General features: G+C 40.6%; 25 protein-coding genes, 1 tRNA gene and 3 pseudogenes. 16 read left to right on the top strand and 13 right to left on the bottom strand.

The genetic code is table 11. From position 1 onward, the window contains the following. The first annotated feature begins 152 nt into the window (after positions 1-152). The 3 genes and pseudogenes from UH38_RS12290 to UH38_RS12280 all read left to right on the top strand — a co-directional run bounded on the left by UH38_RS12290 (position 153) and on the right by UH38_RS12280 (position 2,722). The gene (locus UH38_RS12290) at positions 153-1,457 is read left to right on the top strand and encodes a tetratricopeptide repeat protein (RefSeq protein WP_045054939.1); all 1,305 of its coding nucleotides are present in this window, start codon (positions 153-155) and stop codon (positions 1,455-1,457) included. A 45-nt stretch (positions 1,458-1,502) separates the two neighbouring features. Then, a pseudogene (locus UH38_RS24820) lies at positions 1,503-2,181 on the top strand (IS1 family transposase). Positions 2,182-2,230: 49 nt separating this feature from the next. Beyond that, positions 2,231-2,722 carry a helix-turn-helix domain-containing protein gene (locus tag UH38_RS12280; RefSeq protein WP_045054938.1) on the top strand — a complete coding sequence of 164 codons (492 nt, stop codon included), beginning with the start codon at positions 2,231-2,233 and terminating at the stop codon, positions 2,720-2,722. Positions 2,723-2,811: 89 nt separating this feature from the next. Here the strand turns inward: UH38_RS12280 and UH38_RS12275 are convergent. The 3 genes from UH38_RS12275 to UH38_RS12265 form a co-directional block, all read right to left on the bottom strand. Next, a tRNA-Ala gene (locus UH38_RS12275) sits at positions 2,812-2,884 on the bottom strand. A gap of 28 nt (positions 2,885-2,912) precedes the next feature. Further along, positions 2,913-3,635 (bottom strand): HAD family hydrolase, encoded by a 723-nt coding sequence (locus UH38_RS12270; protein ID WP_045054937.1) that lies wholly within the window; start codon positions 3,633-3,635, stop codon positions 2,913-2,915. 3 nt (positions 3,636-3,638) lie between these two features. Continuing rightward, positions 3,639-4,499: a class I SAM-dependent methyltransferase gene (locus tag UH38_RS12265; protein WP_045054936.1), complete on the bottom strand. Its 861-nt coding sequence runs from the start codon at positions 4,497-4,499 to the stop codon at positions 3,639-3,641. 154 nt (positions 4,500-4,653) lie between these two features. On the opposite strand from UH38_RS12265, the pseudogene UH38_RS12260 reads away from it, so the two are divergent. The 8 genes and pseudogenes from UH38_RS12260 to UH38_RS12235 form a co-directional block, all read left to right on the top strand. Then, positions 4,654-4,908, top strand: a pseudogene (locus UH38_RS12260) (RtcB family protein); the annotation flags it as partial. 27 nt (positions 4,909-4,935) lie between these two features. Further along, entirely contained in the window at positions 4,936-5,415 is a 480-nt protein-coding gene (locus UH38_RS12255) for a hypothetical protein (RefSeq protein ID WP_045054934.1), read from the top strand. Positions 5,416-5,441: 26 nt separating this feature from the next. Then, positions 5,442-5,609 (top strand): annotated as a pseudogene (locus tag UH38_RS12250) (RtcB family protein); the annotation flags it as partial. 108 nt (positions 5,610-5,717) lie between these two features. Continuing rightward, on the top strand, positions 5,718-6,236 hold the full coding sequence (locus tag UH38_RS12245) for a phosphoribosylanthranilate isomerase (protein WP_200892414.1): 519 nt from the start codon (positions 5,718-5,720) through the stop codon (positions 6,234-6,236). 8 nt (positions 6,237-6,244) lie between these two features. Beyond that, entirely contained in the window at positions 6,245-6,376 is a 132-nt protein-coding gene (trpF, locus tag UH38_RS28170) for a phosphoribosylanthranilate isomerase (RefSeq protein WP_200892420.1), read from the top strand. Positions 6,377-6,384: 8 nt separating this feature from the next. After that, positions 6,385-6,888, top strand: coding sequence for a GNAT family N-acetyltransferase (locus UH38_RS12240; protein ID WP_045054932.1), 504 nt, complete (start codon positions 6,385-6,387; stop codon positions 6,886-6,888). 7 nt (positions 6,889-6,895) lie between these two features. Then, on the top strand, positions 6,896-7,021 hold the full coding sequence (locus UH38_RS27880; protein WP_268748882.1) for a hypothetical protein: 126 nt from the start codon (positions 6,896-6,898) through the stop codon (positions 7,019-7,021). Positions 7,022-7,028: 7 nt separating this feature from the next. Then, positions 7,029-7,829 carry a class I SAM-dependent methyltransferase gene (locus UH38_RS12235; protein WP_045054931.1) on the top strand — a complete coding sequence of 267 codons (801 nt, stop codon included), beginning with the start codon at positions 7,029-7,031 and terminating at the stop codon, positions 7,827-7,829. Between the two features lie 40 nt (positions 7,830-7,869). Here the strand turns inward: UH38_RS12235 and UH38_RS12230 are convergent, their stop codons facing one another. From UH38_RS12230 to UH38_RS12210, 5 genes are all read right to left on the bottom strand, one after another. Beyond that, complete coding sequence (locus UH38_RS12230; RefSeq protein WP_045054930.1) at positions 7,870-8,367, bottom strand: pyridoxamine 5'-phosphate oxidase family protein; 498 nt, start codon at positions 8,365-8,367, stop codon at positions 7,870-7,872. Positions 8,368-8,506: 139 nt separating this feature from the next. Then, positions 8,507-9,493 carry an arsenosugar biosynthesis radical SAM (seleno)protein ArsS gene (arsS, locus tag UH38_RS12225; RefSeq protein WP_045054929.1) on the bottom strand — a complete coding sequence of 329 codons (987 nt, stop codon included), beginning with the start codon at positions 9,491-9,493 and terminating at the stop codon, positions 8,507-8,509. A gap of 63 nt (positions 9,494-9,556) precedes the next feature. Then, complete coding sequence (gene arsM / locus UH38_RS12220; RefSeq protein ID WP_045054928.1) at positions 9,557-10,525, bottom strand: arsenosugar biosynthesis arsenite methyltransferase ArsM; 969 nt, start codon at positions 10,523-10,525, stop codon at positions 9,557-9,559. Between the two features lie 111 nt (positions 10,526-10,636). Beyond that, a complete protein-coding gene (locus UH38_RS12215; protein ID WP_082065375.1) occupies positions 10,637-11,155 on the bottom strand; it encodes a DUF3465 domain-containing protein in 519 nt (172 codons plus the stop codon). 51 nt (positions 11,156-11,206) lie between these two features. Next, positions 11,207-11,992, bottom strand: a complete 786-nt coding sequence (locus UH38_RS12210; protein ID WP_045054927.1) for an SAM hydrolase/SAM-dependent halogenase family protein — start codon at positions 11,990-11,992, stop codon at positions 11,207-11,209. Positions 11,993-12,374: 382 nt separating this feature from the next. Between UH38_RS12210 and UH38_RS12205 the strand changes: the two genes are divergently transcribed. Further along, positions 12,375-13,949 carry a polysaccharide biosynthesis protein gene (locus UH38_RS12205; RefSeq protein ID WP_045054926.1) on the top strand — a complete coding sequence of 525 codons (1,575 nt, stop codon included), beginning with the start codon at positions 12,375-12,377 and terminating at the stop codon, positions 13,947-13,949. Here the strand turns inward: UH38_RS12205 and UH38_RS12200 are convergent. Both UH38_RS12200 and UH38_RS12195 read right to left on the bottom strand, forming a co-directional pair. Further along, entirely contained in the window at positions 13,944-15,020 is a 1,077-nt protein-coding gene (locus tag UH38_RS12200) for an aromatic ring-hydroxylating dioxygenase subunit alpha (protein ID WP_045054925.1), read from the bottom strand. The two genes, UH38_RS12205 and UH38_RS12200, sit on opposite strands and share 6 nt — an antisense overlap. Positions 15,021-15,109: 89 nt before the next feature. Then, positions 15,110-17,026: an FAD-dependent oxidoreductase gene (locus UH38_RS12195; protein WP_045054924.1), complete on the bottom strand. Its 1,917-nt coding sequence runs from the start codon at positions 17,024-17,026 to the stop codon at positions 15,110-15,112. 16 nt (positions 17,027-17,042) lie between these two features. On the opposite strand from UH38_RS12195, the gene UH38_RS12190 reads away from it, so the two are divergent. From UH38_RS12190 to UH38_RS27230, 4 genes are all read left to right on the top strand, one after another. After that, entirely contained in the window at positions 17,043-17,816 is a 774-nt protein-coding gene (locus tag UH38_RS12190; RefSeq protein WP_045054923.1) for an ABC transporter permease, read from the top strand. A gap of 5 nt (positions 17,817-17,821) precedes the next feature. Continuing rightward, a complete protein-coding gene (locus tag UH38_RS12185; RefSeq protein WP_045054922.1) occupies positions 17,822-18,712 on the top strand; it encodes an ABC transporter ATP-binding protein in 891 nt (296 codons plus the stop codon). A 101-nt stretch (positions 18,713-18,813) separates the two neighbouring features. Next, positions 18,814-19,080 carry a ribbon-helix-helix domain-containing protein gene (locus UH38_RS12180; protein ID WP_045054921.1) on the top strand — a complete coding sequence of 89 codons (267 nt, stop codon included), beginning with the start codon at positions 18,814-18,816 and terminating at the stop codon, positions 19,078-19,080. 122 nt (positions 19,081-19,202) lie between these two features. Further along, on the top strand, positions 19,203-19,373 hold the full coding sequence (locus UH38_RS27230) for a type II toxin-antitoxin system RelE/ParE family toxin (RefSeq protein ID WP_200892413.1): 171 nt from the start codon (positions 19,203-19,205) through the stop codon (positions 19,371-19,373). A 14-nt stretch (positions 19,374-19,387) separates the two neighbouring features. On the opposite strand, the gene uvrA is transcribed toward UH38_RS27230, so the two are convergent. The 3 genes from uvrA to UH38_RS12165 form a co-directional block, all read right to left on the bottom strand. Continuing rightward, a complete protein-coding gene (gene uvrA, locus UH38_RS12175; RefSeq protein ID WP_045054920.1) occupies positions 19,388-22,351 on the bottom strand; it encodes an excinuclease ABC subunit UvrA in 2,964 nt (987 codons plus the stop codon). A gap of 95 nt (positions 22,352-22,446) precedes the next feature. Further along, a complete protein-coding gene (locus UH38_RS12170) occupies positions 22,447-22,848 on the bottom strand; it encodes an ExbD/TolR family protein (RefSeq protein WP_045054919.1) in 402 nt (133 codons plus the stop codon). Beyond that, the gene (locus UH38_RS12165) at positions 22,832-23,479 is read right to left on the bottom strand and encodes a MotA/TolQ/ExbB proton channel family protein (protein ID WP_045054918.1); all 648 of its coding nucleotides are present in this window, start codon (positions 23,477-23,479) and stop codon (positions 22,832-22,834) included. The genes UH38_RS12170 and UH38_RS12165 overlap by 17 nt, the downstream gene beginning before the upstream one ends. Between the last annotated feature and the right edge of the window lie 153 nt (positions 23,480-23,632).

The following is a 23,632-nucleotide window of genomic DNA, read 5'->3' as shown; positions in this document are numbered from 1 at the left end:
TTGAGAATTGTTGGTTAAACGAAGGGCAACGAATGTGCTGTTGTCCTTAGTACATTCGCTTGCAGGCAACTGTAACTTCAACTCTAAAAATTTAGTTGAATGCAGCAAACTTGCAATTTAACCAAACCTAGCAACAGGATGAAGAACGCTAAATGCTAAAAGATTCCCAAGGACTTGCAGTAACAACTAATTCCTCAAGCGCGATCGCAGCTATCGATCTATATACAGAGCAGTCATTGAGCTACGGTAATAATGCAGAGATAATTTTGCAGGCGATCGCCATAGATCCAACGTGCGCGTATTCTTACGCTCATGCTGCGGCTCATTATCTTTCCTTAGAAAGCGCCCAATCGCGCCGCCAAGCATCTCCATATATTCAAGCAGCACAAAAGTACGCAAGTGCAGCTACAGTACGCGAACAATTATATATCTATGCTATTGCTGCTTGGGCTATAGGTGCAACAAAAAAGGCGATCGCCTACCACGAAGAAATAGCCGAGAAGTTTCCCCGCGATTTGATCTCTGTACAAAGAGGACAATACCACTATTTTTATCTAGGAAATAAAGAACGACTGCTACACATAGCCCAAAAAGTTTTACCATATTCGCCAGAAAATCATTACTTGCAGGGCATGGTTGCTTTTGGTTTAGAACAATGCCATCAACTACAAGAAGCTGAAATAGTAGGGCGACAAGCATTAGAAATCAACCGTCACGATCCGTGGGCGCAACACGCTGTGGCTCACGTGATGGAAACTCAAGGGCGGATTGACGAAGGAATTGCCTGGATGTCTAGCTTTACTGACACTTGGGAAAATTGTAATTCAATGCTATATACCCATAATTGGTGGCATATCGCGTTGTATTACCTCGAAAAAGGTGATGTCAAGCAAGTATTAGAGTTATACGATCGCCATATTTGGGGCAAAGCTTGGCAAGAATCTTCTAAAGATCAAGTGGGCGCAATTTCATTGCTATTGCGTTTAGAGTTGAGAGGAATAGATGTAGGCGATCGCTGGGAGCAAATTGCCCCATACTTAAAGGCAAGAATCCACGAACACGCATTACCATTTCAAGACTTGCATTACGTCTACGCTTTGGCGCGGGCAGGTAGATTTGAGTTAGTCAACGAGATGCTATTTAGTATGCAAGCTTATACTAGGAAGGCATCACCGCAATGGCAAGAAGTAGCGTTACCTGCGGCTAGAGGGATGAATGCTCATGCGCGAGGAGATTGGCAAAAAGCGATCGCTCTATTTAGTCCGATCTTGTCACGCTTGCACGAGATTGGTGGCAGTCATGCTCAACGCGACTTATTCGAGCAAGTTTATCTTGATGCATGGTTGCGTGTCGAGCAAAATCATCAAGCATTGCAGATGTTAGAAAAGCGCGTTACTGCCCGTCGTTATCTTGCCTCTATGCAACGTAACAGCATAAACTTACTACAAGCTAGCTAACAATTAGGCGTTGCATAATAGAAGGAGGAATACAGAGGTTTTTTAATGCAATGTCCAGAGTGTAACTCTACTCATATCTGTAAGAATGGGAGCAGAAAAGGTAAACAGAGATACATCTGTGCTGATTGTCAGCGTCAATTTTTGAGCGTTCACGTGCCGCCCAAAGGCTACTCCAACAATCTCAAAAGAGAGTGCTTTGAGTTGGATCTCAACGGGATGGGCTTTCGAGCAATTGAACGAGTCAAACACGTCTATCACACTACAATCATTCACTGGGTAAAACAGCTTGGCGATCGCCTGGAAGACGCACCCCTAGAAAGTAAAATTCCAGAGGTTACAGAACGCGGGTGTACTCCAAACTTTCGTTGGCTCAAAAAACAAACTCTGACTGTGGACTGCGGTAGACCACTTCACACTAGGTATTCTTTGTTGGGTGTTGGGCGATCGCGCTTGTTGAAACCTTCAAGCTCTTGTGGCAGAGCGTTCATTGTTGGCATAGCTACTTTTATGTCACAGATGGGTACAAAGTTTATCAAAGGTTCATTGATGATGCCGACCATATTGTGGATAAAACATATATGACGAGAGTAAAGACGTGAAAACACACGGTTACACCATTACCTAGCTCGGTTACATCGCCAAACCTTGTGTTACTCGCTCGTCAGTAGATATGCTGAAGTATTCGATTCGCTTGCTACTTCACTATCTTATACCAATTCTCTAAGGGTAGGCTACAGATAGTAGAATGGAATGAGCCAGTTCAAACATCAATAATGGCAGGAGTGTACAAACTAGAGATTAAGGAGAGCCAAGCAGAGCTGAAACAGTTATTAGGAGCGCAAGCAACAGCAACAGGTAAGGAGAGGATGCAGTTACTGTACCTGCTCAAAACAGGGCAAGCAGCGACAGTACAGACGGCCGCCCAATTGTTGGGTCGCCACCGAGTGACAGCGCAAGAGTGGTTAAGGCGCTATCGAGTTGGGGGTATCGAGTCGATGCTAGAAGTTAAAGTGCCGCCAGGCAGAACAAGAGCGATACCAGACTGGGCAGAAAAGGCGTTAGCTAAAAGGTTGCAAGAACCAGAGGGATTTGAGAGCTATGGGGAGATTCAAGAGTGGTTAGAGGCAAAATTAGGGGTCGTTGCAGCTTACAAAACAGTTCACAAGCTGGTGTATTACCACTTGGCATCGTCACTAAAAGTGCCGCGTCCGGTCAGCGTGGAGCAGTCAACTGAGCAGTTATCAGCTTTTAAAAAAACGAGGTAGTTTGAAGCTTGCATAAAACTTGCAAAAAATTACTGAGGCTGAGTTAACCTAGTAAGCGTAAACATCTGAGAGGCTTACTCGGTAAGGAATGGAGAATAGGAGACTCGAACCCCTGACCTCTGCGGTGCGATCGCAGCGCTCTACCAACTGAGCTAATTCCCCGCCTAGATTAGCTATTTTAGCATTCACTCTAGGGTGTTGCAGAACTATTAGTCCGAAAAAATACCTTCTGCACTCTTTCTATTTCCAAATCGTGCAGGTAGTCTACAGTCCAATTTGCTTGACGTTGTAGCATATGGAACGGATAAGTATTGGCTACTCCTAAAACAGGTATTCCTGCTAGCTTTGCGGCGGTAATTCCAGCAGGAGTATCTTCAATCGCCAAACATTCTGTAGGTTGCAAATTAGTATCAGGATAAAACTGGTTGAGGCGTTCTACTGCCAAAAGATAGCCGTCTGGTGCGGGTTTGCTGTTGTTTATTTCATCGCCAGCCACGATCGCATTAAAGTGTTTGGCTAGGCTTGTCTTGGTTAATACAAGTTCTACTTCCGAACGGATTGCACCTGTAACTATAGCTAATTTGATATTACGCGATCGCAGTTGAAATATTAAGTCCTCTAAACCAGGAAATATCGGCAATTTATCCTGTTTTTCGGTAAAAAGTTGCTGGTATGCTTGGGCTTTACGTTTTACCAATTCATTTAAGTAGCTGTCGCTAACTACTCTACCGCGATTGGCGAGTAAGTCGCGCAGGCAGGAGCGATCGCTTCTACCCAAACAAACTTTTCTAATTTCCCCTGGTTGGGGACGCAAGTTTTCAGAGATCAGTATTTGCTCGATTAGTTGCTCGTGTAGCGGTTCGTCATTAATAATGACACCATTAAAATCAAATAAAACTGCCTTCAATGCCATACTCTAATATCCAGGCGCGGGAATCCAAGCTTCAGTAATATTATCTTCTGCTATTTCCTGCTTGCTAACTCTTAAAGGTTTCATACCGCGACTTACTTGCTGTATTACCCACACATCATGAGTTTCTATCGCGTCAAATCCTGCTTTACCCAACCAAGCATCAAGATTTCCCGCCGCAAAGTCACGAATATACGGTTCTTCAAATACATTATTGAGCCATTCTAGGTTTCGCAGTGTCTTTTGATTGCCATCGAGAATGATTACTTCTCCCCCAGCTTTTAATAAGCAAAAACATTCAGTCAAAATTGCTTGACTAACATTAGGCGGTGTTTCGTGGAATAGCAAGGAAGCTGTAACTAGATCGAAACTATCTGCTGTAAATCCTGTATTTTCGGCATTGCCATGTACCCACTGGATATCTAAACCTGCTTTATTTGCTTTGTCTTGCGCCCTAACTAGCATATAAGGAGATAAGTCTAAGCCGATTACTTCAGCTTGGGGGAAGGCTTGTTTCAATAGCAATGTTGTCGAACCTGTACCGCAACCTAAATCTAAAATTCGTCTGGGTTTACCAGCAATGGCATCAATCGCAGCTTGACGTACTACTTTCTCGTTAGGAGGTAAGACGTATTGAGTAATCGGATCGTATGTAACTGCTGCGCCAGAGGTAAGATAACCGCCTGTAATACCGTGAAAGTTTTGGCTGCTGTAGTATTCGGGAATTGTTACGTTAGGCTGCCGGAAAGCTTCGCCTGCTTGCTCCCAATCGATACTACGGGAGTATTGTCTTAACTCTTCTTCGTTGATGAACAAGCGAATTACAGGCGATAAAAAACGTTCCCAGATCGTGTCTTGATTTGGCATAGGAGTTGACTTGCGCTTAGAGGTGCGGGATATTTACCCCTTTACAAAGTTTAATATAACGCGCTGGGATTCGGAGTTGGGCGATCGCTCTTTTCCTTGACGTTCGTATAATCTTTTTGTAGCATAAATGTAGTATAAAATAAAGGCAACGTTTATGCCCTACGAAAAATTAGATATATCATCTTCCAAGCCTGTACTATCTTGGGCGAATCATGCTTTAGGCAAAGAAGAAACCAAGATGGCAAAAAACGTCGCTGGTTTACCCTTCGTATTCAAACACGTTGCCGTGATGCCAGACGTGCATTTGGGTAAAGGTGCATTAGTTGGATCTGTAGTTGCAACCACTGATGCGATGACGATCGAGTATTACAAGTTCTTTCTCAAAAGGGTAGATACAGGATGTGGTATAGTCTAAATCAATATTTAAAGATACATAATGACCGCTAGTAGTAAAGAAACTAAACAAAAACATTATCAAAAACTTTATGAACAAGCCAATTGGATTGAGTGTGCTTGTGGTTGTGAAACAAAAATTAAGGATCGAGATAAATATGGTAGACCTAAGAAATATATTAGCGGTCACAATACCATAAGAAAATATGAAGATCCGACTCAGTTTAAGCGTGAGTGGAATCATAGAAACAGAGCGCAGAGGATGGAGTACAAAAAACAGTATCATCGCAAGCGTAAAGTTAAACTTGTTCTCCTAAGTGGAGGAAAATGCCTTAACTGTGGAATTGAGTACAACGGTAAAAATGCTTGTATATTTCACTTTCACCATAGAGATCCAGCTACTAAACTATTTACCATGCATTTACTTACTGTAAAATCTTGGGATTCTATTATTGAAGAAGTAAGTAAATGCGATCTTCTGTGTGCAAATTGTCATGAGCAAAAACATAGTGAGGAGTTTTGACTAATACAAGGAAAAAATTACTCTTGCTAAATGATTTAATCGAGCAAACAAAGGGCGTAGAATGTCGCAAAGATGAAGGCATTTTGGATGAAATTCCTGGCGCTTATAAGTCTATAGATAGGGTGATGAGCAATCAATCCGATTTAGTGGAAATTGTCGCAACTCTAAAACAAGTTGTTTGCGTTAAGGGATAAATGAAAGCGGACACTTCTACTTTTTTATAACTTTAGGACGTGATAAAATAAAATTTATTACGTCTGCTTAGTAAATACGCAAAGCAGAATCGATTACATAACAAGCATATGGAAAAAACAGCAATTCTACGAGTTAAAATCTGCTGCATTAGTAGCGTAGAGGAAGCATGGACTGCTATTAAGTACGGTGCATCTGCTTTGGGCTTTGTCTCTAATATGCCTAGCGGTCCAGGTGTTATATCTGAGGAGCTAATTGCTAGAATCGTGGCTCAAGTTCCTCCTCCAATTGCTACCTTTCTACTTACTTGTAGTCAAGACTCTCAAGACATTATTAGACAGTTAAAATACTGCCGAACAAATACAGTACAGATTTGCGATCGCTTAATATCTGGTAGCTATCAAGATATTAGAGAAAGCTTACCAGGCATTGCTATTGTTCAAGTAATTCACGTAAATTCAGAAGAATCTGTGCAAGAAGCAATTGAAGTATCCCATTATGTAGATGCAATTCTTTTAGACTCAGGAAATCAATCATTAGCAATCAAAGAATTAGGCGGTACGGGACGCATTCATAATTGGGAATTGAGTAGAGAGATCCGCAAGCAGGTAAATTTACCAATTTTTTAGCAGGTGGACTGAATGCTGAAAATGTTGCTCTCGCAGTACAGCGCGTTAGTCCTTTTGGACTCGATCTGTGTAGTGGAGTTCGTAGTGATGGCAAGTTAGATGAGGACAAGCTTAAGCAATTTGTTCAACAGTTAAGATAATATCTAAAATGAGTTTTTATTCTATTAGAGCAATAGAGCAAGAGGATATCTCATTTTTATGGGATATGTTGTACGAGATTCGCAGCTTGCGTTGCGTGCGTGAGGGAAAAGCTTTGCCTTCTAGGGATGTTTTGCAAACTCCCGATTTAGCAAGATATGTGCGGGATTGGGGGCATAAAAGCGATCGCGCTTTCATAGCAATAAATGCTCAAATCCCTATAGGTGCAGCTTGGTATCGTCTTTTTACAGCAGATAATCCAGGTTACGGTTATGTAGACGATAATACTCCTGAAATTGCGATCGCTATTCTCCCTCATTACAGAAATAAAGGCGTAGGAAAATCTTTACTAATCCGTCTCCTCGAACAAGCAAAAACAGATGGTTACGGGCATATTTCCTTAAGTTGCGATTCAACAAATGATAATGCTCTACATTTGTACCAAAAGCTAGGATTTGAGCAAGTTGGCGTACATATTATTCAAAATTGGATTATGAAAAAAGTTTTAAGATGAAAAATCTGTGCTAGTTTATCCAGCAAAACAGCAAACAAGATTATTAACCCAAAATGATGTATTACCTGTTCCCGATTTGGTTGCAGATTTACGGCTAACTGTAGCCGATCTATTTAATTGGTTAAAATTATGAGGGTTTTATGCCAGATATCAGCGAGTATAAGCAGAGAATAATTGCTGACTTTGATTCTAGAACCAATTACGAAAACGAATGGCGTTATCGCTTTGCTAACCGCCTAGTAGAACTTGCAAAGCTGCAAAAGGGGCAAAAAGTTTTAGATATAGCTACTGGTACGGGGATAGTTGCGATCGCATCTGCAAAAATTGTCGGTAATGAAGGTAAAGTAATCGGCGTAGATATATCGTCAGGAATGCTGAAGCAAGCACAAAGCAAAATTGATGCTGTAGGTTTGCAAAATATAGAACTTGTTGAAGCAGATGCAGACTATCTCAATTTTCCCGATAACAGCTTTGATGCGATATTATGTTCGTCTGCACTTGCCTATTTAACCGATATTCCTGCTGCATTGCGATCGTGGTATCGCTTTTTGCGATCGGGGGGAATAGTCGCATTTTCTTGTTTTGCCGAAACAGCTATGACAATATCTGTTTTATATAGAGCCAAGTTGCAAGATTACGGCGTTACAGTCCCCAATCCTAACGAAATTCTCGGTACGCCTGAAAAGTGCGTAGAAATGCTCCAGAATGCAGGTTTTAAAGATATACAAATTCATACAGAACAGTTTGGCTTTTATCTTAGCGAAGCTCAAAGTGCTTGGCAAGGAAACTCAAATAGTGCTTGTGGATATCAAGTGTTTGAACTACCACCAGAAAAAATAGCGCAAGTGAAGGCTGAATACTTAGCAGAACTTGAGGCTTTAGCTACAGATAAAGGAATATGGAATGATGCAACGGCTTTCTTTGTAGTAGCTCGAAAATAAGTATAAAGCACCGCAAGTTACGGTGCTAAATGCGATGCTTCTACAACGATTCTATTTTGGCATTGTCACCAGGATTACCAATAGGCTTACCTGTAGCTAGCGCTTTGGCAAAACCTAACAGGCGCACAACTTTACTAGATGGCGAATCCCAATACTCAGCTTTATCAACGTTGACTTTAAGTAGCGCTAAATTGGGATCGTCTAAACCGTCGGGAAACCAAGCTTTAAATAAAGGATTCCATAACTCTTCTATTTTGGCGCGATCGCGTACAAGTTCGGCTTTTCCCGATACCGAAACGTACTTTTGATTGTGCGGATCTGAGTAACTCACGTTAACATGACCATCGTGCTGTGCTTCCTTTACTTTGGCTGCATCAGCAGCAGTGAAAAACCATAAATCGCCGTCAAACTCAAATTCTTGAGTTGCCATCGGGCGGCTGCGTAACGTGCCATCATCTTCAATAGTGGTTAGCATGGCAAATCTAATATCTTTAATTAGATCGTGCAGCTTCTTGATATTATCTTGGCGATCGTCCATTACTTCTACTTGAGTGCTAACCCTCTACAGATAACACTCAATTACTAGGCAGTTAGTCTATCTATAGTAAGGTTTGACTAAGTTGGCAATTCATTTAAGCAATATCCAGTTATAGTATTTAACTGCTCACTGGTCACTGTCATACTAACGCTCCACCACAGCTAGAACCACTCCCCGCCGTGCAACCGTAGCAATAAGGCGCAGTTTTTATCTCCTCAATTAAATCTAAAGTTCCAGCTTCTAGTAGTTTTGCTACTGTGAGTTTTTCTCCACTGCACGTTCTAGCAGGTAAGTTTTCCATTTGGTTAAAGTCGCAATCGTAGACATTACCTAAATAGTCTATAGAAAGCTCATTTCTACACATTAAATGTTCTACTGTGCCAGCATTAAAGTTTGATTCTAAAAATTGCAGATAAGGCTTGTGCAATTTCTTATGTTCTAACTGAAATTTAGTTCTGCCAATTGGTAAGTTTGTAATCGTATATAAGTTATTGAAAACAATGCCAAAATGTTTCTGCAAGTATGACTTATAATCTTGCTCTAGCTTCTTTTGATCTGGAGTTAAAGCAAATTTTTCTGAGTTAGGAATCGGTGGATTATATACTAAATCTAAGACTAAGTTTGCATCTTTGCCATAACCTAATCTATTAAGAATTTGTATAGCAGCAATAGAATCATTATAAACACCTTTGCCACGCATTTTATCTACATTGTCTTCTAAATAGCAGGGCAATGAAGCAACTATTTTTGTTTGATGTTTGGCACAGTATTCTGGTAAATCTTCAAAGCCTGGAACGAAGTATATAGTTAAATTAGAACGGACAATTACTTGCTTGTTTGCTCTTCTTGCAGCTTCTACCAGTGGCTTAAATCCATAATTCATTTCTGGCGCACCACCAGTTAAGTCTACAGTTTGAATTTGAGGAAATTTGTTAATTACCTCAATTAACTGCTGGCATATTTCTGGACTAAGTTCTTCTGTTCTTTTTGGTCCCGCTTCTACGTGACAATGCTTACAAGCAAGGTTACAACGCTTACCTAAATTAATCTGTAAGGTAGTTATTTGTTGTTTAGTTAGCGGCGCAGATAGTTGGTCTTTAAATGCTTTGATTGATGTTTGAATCATAAAATTTTATATGTTTTGGAAGAGAGGAAACTTTTAAATGCTTGCTTCCTCATCTATTTTTACTTAACAGCAACCACCACCATCATAATGCCACGTAGAATTAGTAACGATTACATTTTCTGGCATAGAACGAGCAAATTTATTAGCAGTTTTGTCGCATACTGCGGCTGGTACGCCACGTTGCAAAATATGCCCTGCGGAATCATCAAAAATTTCTCTATCCCCAGTATAAATAGCTGTTTTGCCTGTAAAAATACAAGCACCATCTTCAGCAATTGGTACTTTGAAAGATACAGAATCGAGACTTTCTAAAAGTAAATGTTCTTCTAAGTTGTAACTTTGACTATCTAACAGCCGATAAGGACGACGCGATCGCACTTCTATTTGCCCAAATCCAGCATCAATAATCCGCTGCATATATTCATCATAAGTTAATGCGCCTGACAAACACATCGCCCGCAATTGTTCGTCTTGCTGCAAATGTGCGGGAATAGGACGAGTAGCAATAGGATCGCTCATTTGCAAGCGTCCGCCTGGTTTTAACACTCTATAAGCTTCTTGCAATGCTTTAGATAAATCTGCAGGTTCAAAGATGTTGAACAGGCAATTTTGGGCAACTACATCTACAGAAGCATCAGCAACAGGTAAATTAAAAGCATCTCCAGCTTTGAGTTCGACAAAACTCGTGTCAAACCAAGTATTTTCTTGGGCGGCTATTTGCAGGTTACGACTAGCTGCTTCGCGCATAGCTGCAACGGGATCTACAGCTATTACTGCACCAGTACGGCGAGAAAAATAAGCAAATTGCAATGCTTCTAAACCACCACCAACGCCTACATACAGCACTGTCGGTTGATTGGCAAGTTCGGTAGGGTGGACGGTAGTACCGCAGCCGTAGTTCATCTCCTGCATCTGCGTGGGGATGTTTAGCCCTGGTAGTTGCAAAGGAGTGCTTTGCACGCAACACAGCCCGATTTGTGGGGTTTGGGCGACTTCACTGTAAAATTGGGCTGCGGTTTCGAGATAGGTCATATTAAGGTGTTTTAGGGTAAGTTTAGTAGTTGGTTTCTATGATTTAGTAGCGCCTATAGGTATATTTAGGTGCATTAGGGTGAATGCGATCGCTTTTACAAAGGTAACTAATTAGCTTACTTTTAACTTCTGCATACTCTGTTGATAAGTAATGTTATTTTTCCTTATCCACCCGTCGATGTGCTGCTTTTTAGGATCGCGGTGCGTCCAATGAATAACTCCGCCTTTAGCGTTCCACTCATATTCACCATAAATATATAGTGAGTCGCCCATCTTTAAATCTTTGACTCGTGGTGCAATATCTATGTTGTGGCTAATTAGTAAGGTTTGTAAGTTCGCTAATCTGATAATAAATCTTTGATGGCGATCGCCTCGAAGATCGTCTGGTAAGATAGCAATTACTTTGCCTTGCACCAAAACTTGTATATTGCTGATGCGCCGATTAAAGGCATTTTTTATTACTGCTAAATTAGTTAACTGATATCTGGGCGCAGTATTCGGCGATCGCTGGGAAATATTGTAAACTTTTGCAGAGCGTTGTAGGCTGGCTAAATTTAGTGACAGTGTTTGGTGTTGGTAGCCAATTGTAACGATAACAGCTACGCAGAAAACCTTGACAAGCGATCGCATATTAGAAATTTTAGTAAGGAGCGATCGCTTATTTGGGCGATCGCCTGTATCTTAACCTAGAATCGTCACTACTTGATTTACACGCGGTTTGCCAAAACGTTCCCAAGCATTACCACCTCGTAAAAATAATTCCATCCACCGAATTGTTGTACCGCCAGCATCCCAACCCGAACTACCAGGACTAAATGCTAAAGTTCCTTCTGGAACTCTAAAACTACCGTCAGAGTATACTGCATCGCTGACTACATCCCCGACTCTGATAACTACTTTTGATTCTGGTTGGAGATTGAGAGTATGAGATGCAATTGTAGTTTTGATATTACCATAGCCATCAATCCAGGCTACGCGATCGCTTGGGGCATCAGGTATTTGACTTGCAGCTAATTGTTCGCCTAATAAGCTGAAATCTTCTTTAGCTATAGCTGTCGCCGCCATCGGGAAGACATCGCGGGAACGAAATTGCGAACCGCCACGCGATACTTTTACTGTCTGTATTACCTGGGCGCGATCTTTAATAAACGATAGAGTATAACCTGCAAGCACTCCTACTACTTTGACATCATTAGGTAATAAGGCATAAGTCAATCCTTCTCCTTCATTATCCATCCTTGGTTCTGAGTCATCTTGACGGGGGGCGCAGTTGTGATAGATTAAGCGATCGTTCGCACCAGGATTTAATCCCAGTTGAGCAATCCAAAAACCTGTAGCCAATGTGCTAAATGGTGGAACGGAAACGCATTGAATTTGAGCATTGGGTAAAGCCATTAAAAGTCTTTGGGTAACTTCTGCAAATGCTGGATCGCCGTTACCGTAGTCTGCAATTAAGTGAACAAACATCACAAATTAACCCAATATTACTTTTAGCAGTAACCAGTGACCAGTTGATCCCCATACTTGAAAGAATATGGATTTCAATAATGAATCAATTTCTTGATTTTCCGCGCTCATAATTTGGAGCGCAAGCTTGGCTTGTACCTATTACTAACTGGTCAAATTAACTATGCCAAATGCAGATTAAACTAAATTAGTTATTTGTTCAAGTCTAATGTATGGTTTGCTACAACTATTGGCTGATTTTTGTAGTGCGAAAGTAGTAGCGCAAAATTGTAGCTAGTTAATTCAGTGTTTTTTACAGAAGAAAGTGATTTATTTGACGATCGCTATCAATGTCGAAGAAAATATAGTAGCAGTCATCTATACTAAATTTTCTTAAAAAAGAGTGAAGACTAAGATCGAGCGATCGCCCTTTAACAATACTAGCAAAGCTGAAATTGTTAAAGCTATACAGGACTTAGTACCGCCAGGTTCTCCAGAACCTCAATGTCCTACAGTTCTTGCAGATTTACAAGTATTAACTGCAGATTTAATTCAAGCTTATATAGCTACAGGGAAATTAACAGAAGACCCTTTTGGCGATGTGTTAACTCGTAGTATTCACTTATATCAAGCAGAAGTTAGTAGCTTAGTTTACGATAAAGTAATACTTGTAACTGGCGGCGAAGGCTGTGTTGGCAGTCAATTAGTTGCCAAACTGGCTACACTTGGAGTCAAGCGGATAGTTTCAGTCGATAAACAGCGCGGTACAGACGGTTCGGCGATTAAATTAACAACTGATAAGCAAGTACCAGCAGTAATGTACGCTGCTGATGTCCGAGATTATAATGCCCTTAAATCAATATTTGAGTTAGAAAAGCCTAGTATTGTCTTTCATTTAGCTGCCCAACGTCTGCCTTGGTTAGCTGAAATCAAAATCCACGAAACTGTTAGTACCAGTATTTTTGGCATTCAAAATATTATTCGACTGTGCGAGAGTTACGGCGTGCAGCAGTGTGTTTTTTCTTCAACTGGTAAAGCTTCGAGATACTTCACCTCTGAAGTTTATGCTGCATCTAAAAAAGTTGCTGAATGGCAGTTTTTGCAAGCTGCACTCCAAGGTGACACTACTTATTCTATGGTGCGGTTTACGCATATGTTAGATAATAGTTCGGTGTGCCAACAAATAGAAGATAAGATCGAGCAAGGTAAGATTGTCAATCTTCACGCCCCCGAACGATATATAGTTGGGCAAAATGGTAGAGAAGCCGTACATTTGTTACTAAATGCTTTAGTTTTATCTCAGCCAGGTAAGCTAAAGTTTTTAACAGTCCGCAATCTAGGTTGGCCTACTGAAACTTTAGAAATTGCCCTTTATAAAATCCTTCAATCGGGGCAGAGTATACCAATATACTTTCAGGGGTTAATACCTGGTTATGAAGAACTTTTCTTTTTAGGTCAATTTGACTGGTATAAACCTACAGAAATTCACTTATTAGTCAATGCTTTAGAAGAAAAATTTACAACTGTCGATCCTTCTGGAGATATATTAGTGACGGAAATTGCTCCGTTTAACCTAGAACTACTCAATCGACATTTATTAATATTTCAAGAGTTATTAAATAATTCAAACTTAGCAGATATTGAAATTAAGCATTACTTAGCAATAGTTGTAAAAGATATAGTTCGTTCTAGTTTTGCCTGGAGTTCTACATACCAGCTATTAAATACTTTAAGATGGGGAGTTGACAAAAAAAGATTGCAAGCAGAAGGTACTCCGATAATTGCTCATAAAGATGTTGTTCAACTGCTCGTGCAAGAATTATACGGGAGAATAAACTGTGAGGATTTAACCCAAAGTAAAATAACTCCCCAACGATTTGACTCCATAATTGAAATGCTTGTAGATTTGCCTAGTCTCGAACAACAAGTTACATATCTCAAAGCTATATCTAAAAAGTTCAAAAACTCACTTTTATAAGCTGTTAAAACTATCTAGTTTACAAGTACCAATAGGCTTTATATTGTCTGGCTTTGCTTTAGTTAATATTAGCTTTTGCACGCTCATCAAAGCTTTATTTAACTCATAAGTTTTTTGGGTTGGTAAATTTAAATATGCTTGTTGTTCTTCCTCAATCATTTGAACATCCTGTTTGACTAAGCCATCAAGTAGCTTTTGCGCCGAACCAAATAAACGATTTTTAACAAAGCGGCGAAATGCAACGGGTAATTTGTGCAAGCGCCAGAAGGAATTTAAAGAAGTAAAATGAATTAAATAAGCGCGAGTTTTTCGTCTATCTATAGGACAAAATAAACAGTAAATTTTGAAGTCTTCACCCAAATTTGAAACCCAATGCGGATAGATATAGCTAACATTTAATGGTTCTGGATGCAACCGCCGCAAAGCTGGAATAAATAGCTGGGAAATTGACCAGATTTTATCAATTTTGTAATAACTTTGTGCCTGATAACGTGCATCTACACGCAATTCATCCGTATAAATATCTTGTAAAACTGGATCTGCCCATGCTTGATAAGAGTTATGCAAATGACCGTGATACATATCCATCAAGTTTTCAATTAAGTACGAATAATGGGCTGCACAATCAATTACTGAAACAGTAGCAATATAGTTGAGATGTTCCCATTCTAGGATACTTAAAGGAGGTTGCTGTTTTGCTAAAGTTGCATCACCTGGAAATAACCAAATAAACCCATCGCGTTCTTCTACTGGGTAGGAACGAATTTGACAATTGGGCAACTTTTGATTGGCTGCTAAATAAGGAACTGCTGTACATTTACCACTATCATCAAAGCGCCAGCCGTGATAAGAGCATTCTAATAAGTCATCGATAACATTACCATGACTGAGTTTGACTAAACGATGCGGACAACGATCGCTCAATGCATGAATTTTACCTTGAGAGTCGCGGTACAATGCGATCGCTTCTTCCCATAACGTGACTCCTACAGGCTTATCCTTAACTTCGCTGCTGCTGGCAACTACATACCAGCAATTTAAATCGATTCCACAAGTGCGAATATCTATCATAGAAATTTAATAGTTGAATGTAGGGGCGTAATGCATTACGCTCGTAGGTGAGAAACAATGCAATATGCCCGATATTGGGTCATTATTTATCAAATATTGAATAAACCTTCTGGATTTACCGAAAAAAGCGATCGCCTTTGCAAGCCTTGGCGATGTAAAATCTCATTAGCTGCTAGTAAGCCGCTGCTGACTGCTCTTTCCATTAAGCCGCTGGGAAATGGCATTTTTACCCAATCGCCTGCAAATAATAAGTTAGATATTTCTGTGCTGGTTTCTGGGCGAAATGCATAACTATTGGGTGGATAGCCTGCAAAATTCTTTTGATTGACTAATTCTCGGTGCAAGATATTGGCTTGTTTTAGCTGCGGTACTATTTGGTAGAGTTCTTGCTGAAATGTCGTTAGTAGTGCTTGCTGGGTGGGAAAGTCTTTTTCTTTGTAACAATAGGCGTGTAACTCTACTACACTACCACCAGTTTTTTTTGCCCAGTCGATAAATTGCGTTTGAATTCGGTGGTAGAGAGTGATGCTATCAGTTAGTTTGTATCCAGATAGAGATGTAAAATTGCTGTGTTCCCAGTCAAAGTCGCTATCGAACCAAAAACGACATACAGCAAAAGGATCGGCTACAGCTAGTTTATCGATTTGCGATCGCACTTTATCATCTACTTCCCCAGTTGTGCGGTTAAATAGTTGTTTTACTCCAGGAACATCTGTAGCAAATACGTAATAATCTGCCTTAATTGTTTCTGGATTTTGCTGCAATTGTTGTATGGCGGCTAATTGCAATTTATCTGTTTGCTGCTGGATAACTTGATATCGCGGTAAATCTTTAGTTGCAGGACCTTTTAATACTTTTCCTTCTTTGTCAAAAACTGCGCCGTGACACGGACAATGGAATTTACCATCATCAGCTTTAGCTACCGTACAACCTTGATGAGTGCAAGTAAGCGAGATAGCTTCAGAAGATTCAGGAATATTTGCAAATACGCGATCGCCTGCGCCGTAATATTGAGTTGCATTGTTGCGTTCTACCCAAAAGGGAACGCTTGATTCGCCTTGTTGGTAAGATAAATAATCTATTTTTCCTGGAGATAAATGGATTTTATCTACAGTTGCACCTGTGACTATTTTGCCACCTTTTTGAGCGATCGCATCGGCAATTGGTTGAACTAAACTCGTACCCATATCATCGCGCGTACCGTTAAAAGCCAAGCCTTCTGGATTACCGAAAAAATAGAAGTGGAAAAACTGCATCAGTTCCCCCACACTCATTAAATCGGGAGCATTGAGGCTAGATTTAGCAAATGGGAGAAAATATAAGTCGTACAACCCTTGGGGAAAGTCAGATTTTACCCAATCAGCAACAGAAATGCGGTCTAGCCTAGCAAAGCTTTTTTGGATTTGAAAACCAGTAATTGCTTGGAATACTTGCAAATGTTTTAACTTAGTTAAATTAATTCCCCAACGCAATAGATTTGGAGACGCTACAGCCAAATCGACCATATTCCAAGGAAAAGCCGAACTACTGGGGTAAAATACCTCTGGTTTATACTTACTATCTTGATAAAGCACGCTATAGCGATTTAAAGACTGAAAATTATCTTTAATTTCTAACTCTGCAACTAAGTTGTTGAGGTTGTAGTATTGGGGGAAAAAGCCATGAAAGCCATGTTCCATCCTAAAAGCTTCATCCCCGACATCGATTTGCCAACTAGCAACCTTACCGCCAAGTAAAGACGACTTTTCTAACAGCGTTACTGCAAAACCGCGCTGACTTAGTTCGTAAGCGCAGGCTAAACCCGCAAGTCCAGCACCAACTACAACTACACTTAAAGGCTTATCTAATTGCTGCGGTAACTTTAAAACATCTTGCTGAAAAACTGTAGGTTGTGGTTTGCTAAAGCGAGAATATCCGAGTAAACCGCCTACAGTACCAACACCAAATAATTTCAGCACAGTGCGGCGAGAGATGGGCGGTAATTGGGAGTATGGAGATTGATTCATCAAAGCTCAACTTGATATGAAATATTGGCGAGAAACCCTAGCTGTGACGCAGCGAATTTTAATTGAATTATGGCGACGGCGGCGCAGTTTAGTGTTTTGGAGTATTTTTCCTATTTCTGTACTATTACTCAACGGATTAATTTTTGCAGAAAGAGCGTCATTGTCAATGGCTCAAGCTTTAGAAAGATCCGCCCCCGTGACGCTTGTAGGCGCGGCACTATTTTTTAGCTGTTTGGGTGGAAGTGTCGCTACCGTTGTTTCTGAGCGCGAACAGCAGACGCTCAAGCGATTATTTGTATCGCCCTTAAGTGGTACTTCCTATTTTTTAGGAATTTTTTTAGCTCATAGCTGCATTGGGATTGGACAAACGCTATTAGTGTACGCTGTTGCTGCTTTTTGGGGAGCAAGTTTTAATGGTTCTATGCTTTTAGGAGGAATAATTATTCTCTTGAGTATTGCTGCCTATGTAGGTTTAGGCTTTATTTTGGGTACGCAGTTGGCGCGGCGAACTGAGGATGTAAATTCTTTGGTGGCTGCTTTTGGCGTACCTTTATTAATTTTGGGAGGGGCATTTGTACCTACTTTTCTATTTCCCAAATTATTGCTAAATATTGCGCGTTTTAATCCGATTTACCACATGAATGAAGCTTTGCTAGGGGTTTCTGCAAGAGGCGATGAAATAGAGGCTATTGCTAATCACTTTTGGTTTTTATGTGGGTTTGCAGTCTTGATGGTTGGCGGTGGTTGGTTGTCTTACAGGCGGATGTTGACAGTAGAAAGAAGGTTGTAGAAGCAGTGCTAAAAATTGAAAATTTAAGTAAGGCTTACAGCAAGCGATCGGTACTCGATGATTTATCGCTACAGATTCAACCAGGAGAAATTTACGGCTTACTAGGAGCAAATGGCGCGGGTAAGACTACGACTATAAATATCATTTGTAATTTGCTGCAAGCAGATAGTGGCAAAGTTACTATTTGCGATCGCCCAATTTCAGCTTCGACTAAACAGCTAATTGGTATTGCTCCCCAAGAAAATCTACTTTATAAAACTCTGTCTTGCCAAGAAAATCTCAACTTCTTCACTAAGTTGTACGGTTTAACAGGAAAAGAACGCCAGCAACAAGTAAAAGCGTGTTTGGCTGCTGTTAATTTAAGCGATCGCGCCACAACTCCTGTAGAAAAATTGAGCGGCGGAATGCAAAGAAGGTTAAATATAGCAGTTGCTCTTGTCCACAAACCAAAATTAGCAATATTAGATGAACCAACTACAGGTTTAGATATTGAAGCGCGTTACCAAATGTGGGAGTTAATTAAACAGCTAAAACAATCAGGAATGACAATATTACTTACTACTCACTTACTAGACGAAGCAGAACGTTTGTGCGATCGCATTGGCATCTTAAAAGCTGGGAAAATATTAGCAGAAGGGAGTTTAGCACAATTGCGCCAGCGCATTCCAGCTACAGAAATTGTGACTATACAGACGCAAGAAGAAGAAAAAGCGATCGCACTTGGTAATAAATGCGGTTTTACTTACAGGCGATACGGCAGAGATTTAGCTTTTTGGTTGCCACAACAATTAGAACTTAAAGAAATTATTGCTTGCTTTGAAGGTATTAACTTAGAATCAATTGCCAGAACACCAGTAAGGTTAGAGCATATTTATATTGAAGTTACGAATAAGTAGAGTGCTTGCCTGTGCAACGCACCTACAAGTGGCGATCGCACTATTACAATTTTAAGTAACAACAAGCGTGATAGATATATCTTTACTAGGAATTTGCTCTAATGAAAATTTTACTTAAACCCGAACATCAACAATTTATTCAAGCACAAATTTCCTCTGGTAAATTTACTGATGCAGATGAAGTGATTGATGTCGCATTTCGTCTACTTGACAACCTAGGTAGTGAATCCAGTCAGTGGATTGAAGAAGTCCGCGCACAGGTAGATGTTGCTACAGCAGAACTCGAACGCGGCGAAGGACTAGACGGTGAGACGGTCGTCAATCAGATTCTAGAACGGTTTAGACAGGCTCGTGAGGAGCATAAATGAGCCGTTTTATTATTGCTCCTTCTGCAAGTCAAGATTTAAATCGTATTGCAGAATATTTTTTAGAACGCAATGTGGAAGCAGGAGAGAAACTATTTCGAGAATTTAATTAAAAATGCCTCTATTTGGCGAAATTTCCTAATATAGGACGTAGTTATAACTATATCAGCTTATACTTGCGAGGCTTACCGCTAAATGGATACATTATTCTTTATCAGGTTGTAGATGATGGTGTTAACATTCTGCGAGTAGTCAATGGTCGTCAGGATTTAGAAGCCTTGTTTGCAGAAGATTAAAATAGGTGAGAAGTTCATTTAGGTGGATGCTGTTGCAATACTTGTTTTAAATATTGACCTGTATAAGAACGATCGTTATTTGCTACTTGTTCTGGTGTTCCTACTGCAACTATTTCGCCGCCTTTATCGCCGCCTTCTGGTCCTAAATCTATTACCCAATCGCAACAACGAATTACGTCTAAGTTATGTTCGATGACTAAAATTGAATTGCCTTTATCTACCAAACGTTGCAATACATCTAGTAATTTATGCACGTCATAAAATGATAAACCTGTAGTTGGTTCGTCAATTAAATACAAAGTTTTCCCTGTAGCGCGACGCGATAACTCTGATGCTAATTTTACCCGCTGCGCTTCACCACCAGATAAAGTTGTTGCTGGCTGTCCTAACTTGACATAACCTAAGCCTACATCTACCAATGTTTGCAACCTACTAAAAGCTCTAGGAATATTAGTAAAAAACTCTAAACTCTCTTCTGCTGTCATATTCAGCACGTCAGCAATTGATTTATCTTTATACTTGACTTGCAGAGTTTCCCTGTTATATCTTGCACCTTTACATACTTCGCACTGCACGTAAACATCGGGTAAAAAGTTCATTTCAATCACATTTACCCCTTGTCCGCAGCAAGCTTCGCAACGTCCGCCTTTGACGTTAAAAGAAAATTGTCCTGCTTTATATCCTCTGGCTTTAGCTTCAATTGTTTGGGTAAATACTTCGCGAATAACGTCAAATACACCTGTATAAGTTGCTGGATTTGAACGCGGAGTACGTCCAATTGGAGATTGGTCAATCACGATCGCTTTATCAACGGCATTAAGTCCTTTAATTTCGGCTAATTCCTGCGGTAGTGGGACTTTGCGCGTTAGTTGATGCTGCAATGCTGGATAAAGTAAATCGTTAATTAGTGTAGATTTTCCCGAACCAGAAACACCAGTAACGCAGACAAGTTTACCCAAAGGTATATCGACATCGATATCTTTTAGGTTGTTGCGATGCGCTTGCTTGATAGAAAGCGATCGCCCGTTACCTTCTCGCCGCTCTTTTGGCGTTTCAATTACTTTTCGTCCTGATAAGTACGCACCTGTATGCGAATCTTTTGCTGTTAATAATGCCTCTAAGTTGCCTTGGGAAATAATATAGCCGCCGTGAATCCCAGCACCAGGACCAATATCTACTAAATAATCTGCTGCTCTAATTGTTTCTTCGTCGTGTTCGACAACAATCAGCGTATTTCCTAAGTCGCGCAGTTTAGTTAAAGTTTGTAGCAATCTCCCGTTATCTCGTTGATGCAATCCAATACTCGGTTCATCTAAAACGTACAGTACGCCAGTTAAACCAGAACCGATTTGCGTTGCAAGTCTAATTCGCTGCGCCTCGCCGCCTGAAAGCGTCATTGCTGGGCGATCTAGAGTCAGGTAGTCTAAACCTACATCAAGGAGAAATTGCAGCCTAGCTTTGATTTCTCGCAGTACCAAGTCAGCAATTTGAAAAGCGCGATCGCTTAGTTTCATGGTATTGATGCGATGCTGGCACTCCCGAATCGAGCTACTTGTCAAATCGATAATATGATACTGTCCTAGTCGTACTGATAATGCTTCTGGCTTTAAACGCTTACCAAGGCAGACTTCGCAAGGTTGAGCAATTAAATATTGTTCTAACTTTTGCTTTTGCAAGTCAGATGCTTCGCTGTATTGGCGCTGGAGTATAGGTATTACGCCTGCATAACGCCGATGATCTTTACGATCTTCTATCCAAATTGGTTTGTCGCTGCCGTGTAAAATTACTTGCTGCTGTTCTTGTGTGAGCTTATTCCAATTGGTCTGAATCTCAAAGCCATAAGCTTGTCCGACGCTATAGAGCAACGATAGGTAGTAAGAGTTGTCTTTTTCTGACCAAGGAGCGATCGCTGCATATACTGGTGCTTGCGGATCTGGTACTACCAATTCTGGCGAAAACTTCTGCAAACTACCCAAACCATGACAGTTAGGACAAGCGCCGTAAGGAGAGTTGAAAGAAAATAGTCGCGGTGACAATTCTTCCATCACAGCGCCATGTACTGGACAAGCAAAGTTTTCTGAGAAAATTAGCTCGTTTTGTTGATAGGAATTGTCTGCATTTGTAGCAGCTAAATCGGGGTTTTCATTTTCAATTTTTGTGCTAGTATCTATATATTTACTATCTTGTCGGACTCCGCCTGCACTAAATGATGTATCATTTAATACATCTACAACTGCAATTCCCCCAGAAAGCCGCAAGCAAGTAGCCAGCGAATCAGTCAAACGCTCCTGAATAGAAGGCTTTTTAATTAGCCTATCAATAACGATTTCTATAGTATGTGTATAATTTTTATCTAACTCGATGTTGTCAGATAGCTCTCTGACCTCGTTATTTACCCTTGCCCTAATCCAACCTTCAGAAGCGAGAGAAGAAAGTAATTTACGATGCGTGCCTTTTTTCCCTCGGACAACAGGGGCTAAAATTTGGAAGCGCGTACCGTCTGGCAACTCCAGAATGCGATCGCACATTTGATCGATAGTCTGGGGGGCAATCGAGCGATCGCATATCGGGCAATGAGGTTCGCCAGCCCGTCCAAATAGCAAGCGTAAATAGTCGTAAATCTCAGTAACCGTTCCTACAGTAGAACGGGGGTTGTGAGAAGTAGATTTTTGATCGATAGAGATAGCTGGACTCAAGCCTTCAATCGCCTCTACATCCGGCTTATCTAGCTGCCCCAAAAACTGCCGCGCGTAAGCACTCAAGGATTCTACATAACGGCGCTGTCCTTCAGCAAAAATCGTATCAAAAGCCAAAGAAGACTTACCTGAACCAGAAACGCCTGTAAAAACAATCAAGCGATCGCGCGGTAATTCTAAATCGATATTTTTAAGATTGTGCTGTCTAGCGCCGCGAATGCGAATAGTATTGCTTCGATCTAAAAGATGACCGTTAGTAGACTCTACCTGAGCATTGGGCATATCAGCAGTATGAGACATAGCAGCAGCGCGTAAACAGTGCTTAATAATTTTAGCGCTGCGACTCTCATCGCTGTGACTAGATTGCGATCTAAAAGCTAAGGTCTTTGAGTTGCGATCGCCAGTTTCGCTCCTGGAATTTGCCTGACTCGATCCATAACTGTGACAACTTGCCCGTGATTGACAGCTTTATCGGCATTGACAATTACTAGGGTTTCTTGATTCGGTTTAATTAATTGCCCAACTTGGGTACTTAGTGCATCAATTGGTACTGTTTTGCGATTAAGGGCTATATTTCCTTGCGCGTCAATAGTAACTGTAATCGGCGTTGAAGGCTGAACTTTCGCCGAGGATGCTTGCGGTAAATTTACTAACAGCCCCTCAGAGCGAGTTAAAAATAGCGTTGACATAATAAAAAATGTCAAAATAGCAAAAATCACATCGATCATTGGCACGATGTTAATTTGTGCGGGAACTTCTGGCTCATCGGGTAGACGCATATCTGCTTCCTTTTTCATAATAGCGACGGTAAAGTAATTCTAACTGACCGCCATATTCTTGAATTAGCGCTATTTGGCGAATATAAAAGCCGCGAAAAGCGTTAGAGAATAGCAGCGTGAAAATTGCCACAATTAACCCCGAAGCAGTAGAAACCAATGCTTCGCTGATTCCTGATGTCACGCCTCCAGCTTGACCTCCGCCCACATCGCCCAATCGCAACGAAGCAAAAGAGTAAATTAATCCTAAAACTGTTCCTAATAATCCAAGTAAAGGAGCAAGACTGATAATAGTTTCAAATACAGTGTTAAACCGCTTGAGTACCGGAATTTCTGCTTGCGCTTCGCTTTCTAAAGCTAGACGAAATTCTTCTGGTGTTGGTTGTTCTAGTTCTAAGGCTGCTAAGAAAATCCGCGCAATTGGTAAATCGGCGTTTTGCTTGAGTTTTTTTAAAGCAGTGTCAGGATCGTGTCTGTAGTAAGACATTGCATCTCTAACTACACGCGGCTGCCTTTTGTTGATGCGGAACCAAAAAATCAAACGTTCGGCAATTAAAGCGATCGCTACTATCGAAAATCCTAGCAGGGGCCACATAACTACGCCACCTGCAGCAAAAAGATTACTAATTCCCATTTTTTATTTCTAGGACAAATTTTTAGGAAACATCCCAACTCACAATAAGCTGAAACTACTTCTCAAGAAAAAGTAAATCTAATGCGAACTAATGTCAAGCAATTGCAAATAATTGATAACAAACAAACTTATTTTAAATGGGAGAGGAAAGGA

Source organism: Aliterella atlantica CENA595, assembly GCF_000952155.1.
In the GTDB taxonomy this organism is placed as follows: Bacteria; Cyanobacteriota; Cyanobacteriia; order Cyanobacteriales; family Chroococcidiopsidaceae; genus Aliterella; species Aliterella atlantica.
The sequence above is the reverse complement of the archived record's forward strand: the minus strand, read 5'-3'. Positions and strand labels throughout refer to the sequence as shown.

Coding starts and splice junctions, on each gene's coding strand:
- arsS (WP_045054929.1), bottom strand. CDS start 9,493: ATGATTCAAACATCAATCAAAGCATTTAAAGACCAACTATCTGCGCCG.
- UH38_RS12230 (WP_045054930.1), bottom strand. CDS start 8,367: ATGGACGATCGCCAAGATAATATCAAGAAGCTGCACGATCTAATTAAA.
- UH38_RS12235 (WP_045054931.1), top strand. CDS start 7,029: ATGCCAGATATCAGCGAGTATAAGCAGAGAATAATTGCTGACTTTGAT.
- UH38_RS12290 (WP_045054939.1), top strand. CDS start 153: ATGCTAAAAGATTCCCAAGGACTTGCAGTAACAACTAATTCCTCAAGC.
- UH38_RS12165 (WP_045054918.1), bottom strand. CDS start 23,479: ATGGGAATTAGTAATCTTTTTGCTGCAGGTGGCGTAGTTATGTGGCCC.
- uvrA (WP_045054920.1), bottom strand. CDS start 22,351: ATGCCCAATGCTCAGGTAGAGTCTACTAACGGTCATCTTTTAGATCGA.
- UH38_RS12215 (WP_082065375.1), bottom strand. CDS start 11,155: ATGCGATCGCTTGTCAAGGTTTTCTGCGTAGCTGTTATCGTTACAATT.
- UH38_RS12210 (WP_045054927.1), bottom strand. CDS start 11,992: ATGTTTGTTCACTTAATTGCAGACTACGGTAACGGCGATCCAGCATTT.
- UH38_RS12195 (WP_045054924.1), bottom strand. CDS start 17,026: ATGAATCAATCTCCATACTCCCAATTACCGCCCATCTCTCGCCGCACT.
- UH38_RS12200 (WP_045054925.1), bottom strand. CDS start 15,020: ATGATAGATATTCGCACTTGTGGAATCGATTTAAATTGCTGGTATGTA.
- UH38_RS12270 (WP_045054937.1), bottom strand. CDS start 3,635: ATGGCATTGAAGGCAGTTTTATTTGATTTTAATGGTGTCATTATTAAT.
- UH38_RS12240 (WP_045054932.1), top strand. CDS start 6,385: ATGAGTTTTTATTCTATTAGAGCAATAGAGCAAGAGGATATCTCATTT.
- UH38_RS12280 (WP_045054938.1), top strand. CDS start 2,231: ATGGCAGGAGTGTACAAACTAGAGATTAAGGAGAGCCAAGCAGAGCTG.
- UH38_RS12255 (WP_045054934.1), top strand. CDS start 4,936: ATGACCGCTAGTAGTAAAGAAACTAAACAAAAACATTATCAAAAACTT.
- UH38_RS12190 (WP_045054923.1), top strand. CDS start 17,043: ATGAAATATTGGCGAGAAACCCTAGCTGTGACGCAGCGAATTTTAATT.
- UH38_RS12180 (WP_045054921.1), top strand. CDS start 18,814: ATGAAAATTTTACTTAAACCCGAACATCAACAATTTATTCAAGCACAA.
- UH38_RS12265 (WP_045054936.1), bottom strand. CDS start 4,499: ATGCCAAATCAAGACACGATCTGGGAACGTTTTTTATCGCCTGTAATT.
- UH38_RS12245 (WP_200892414.1), top strand. CDS start 5,718: ATGGAAAAAACAGCAATTCTACGAGTTAAAATCTGCTGCATTAGTAGC.
- arsM (WP_045054928.1), bottom strand. CDS start 10,525: ATGACCTATCTCGAAACCGCAGCCCAATTTTACAGTGAAGTCGCCCAA.
- UH38_RS12170 (WP_045054919.1), bottom strand. CDS start 22,848: ATGCGTCTACCCGATGAGCCAGAAGTTCCCGCACAAATTAACATCGTG.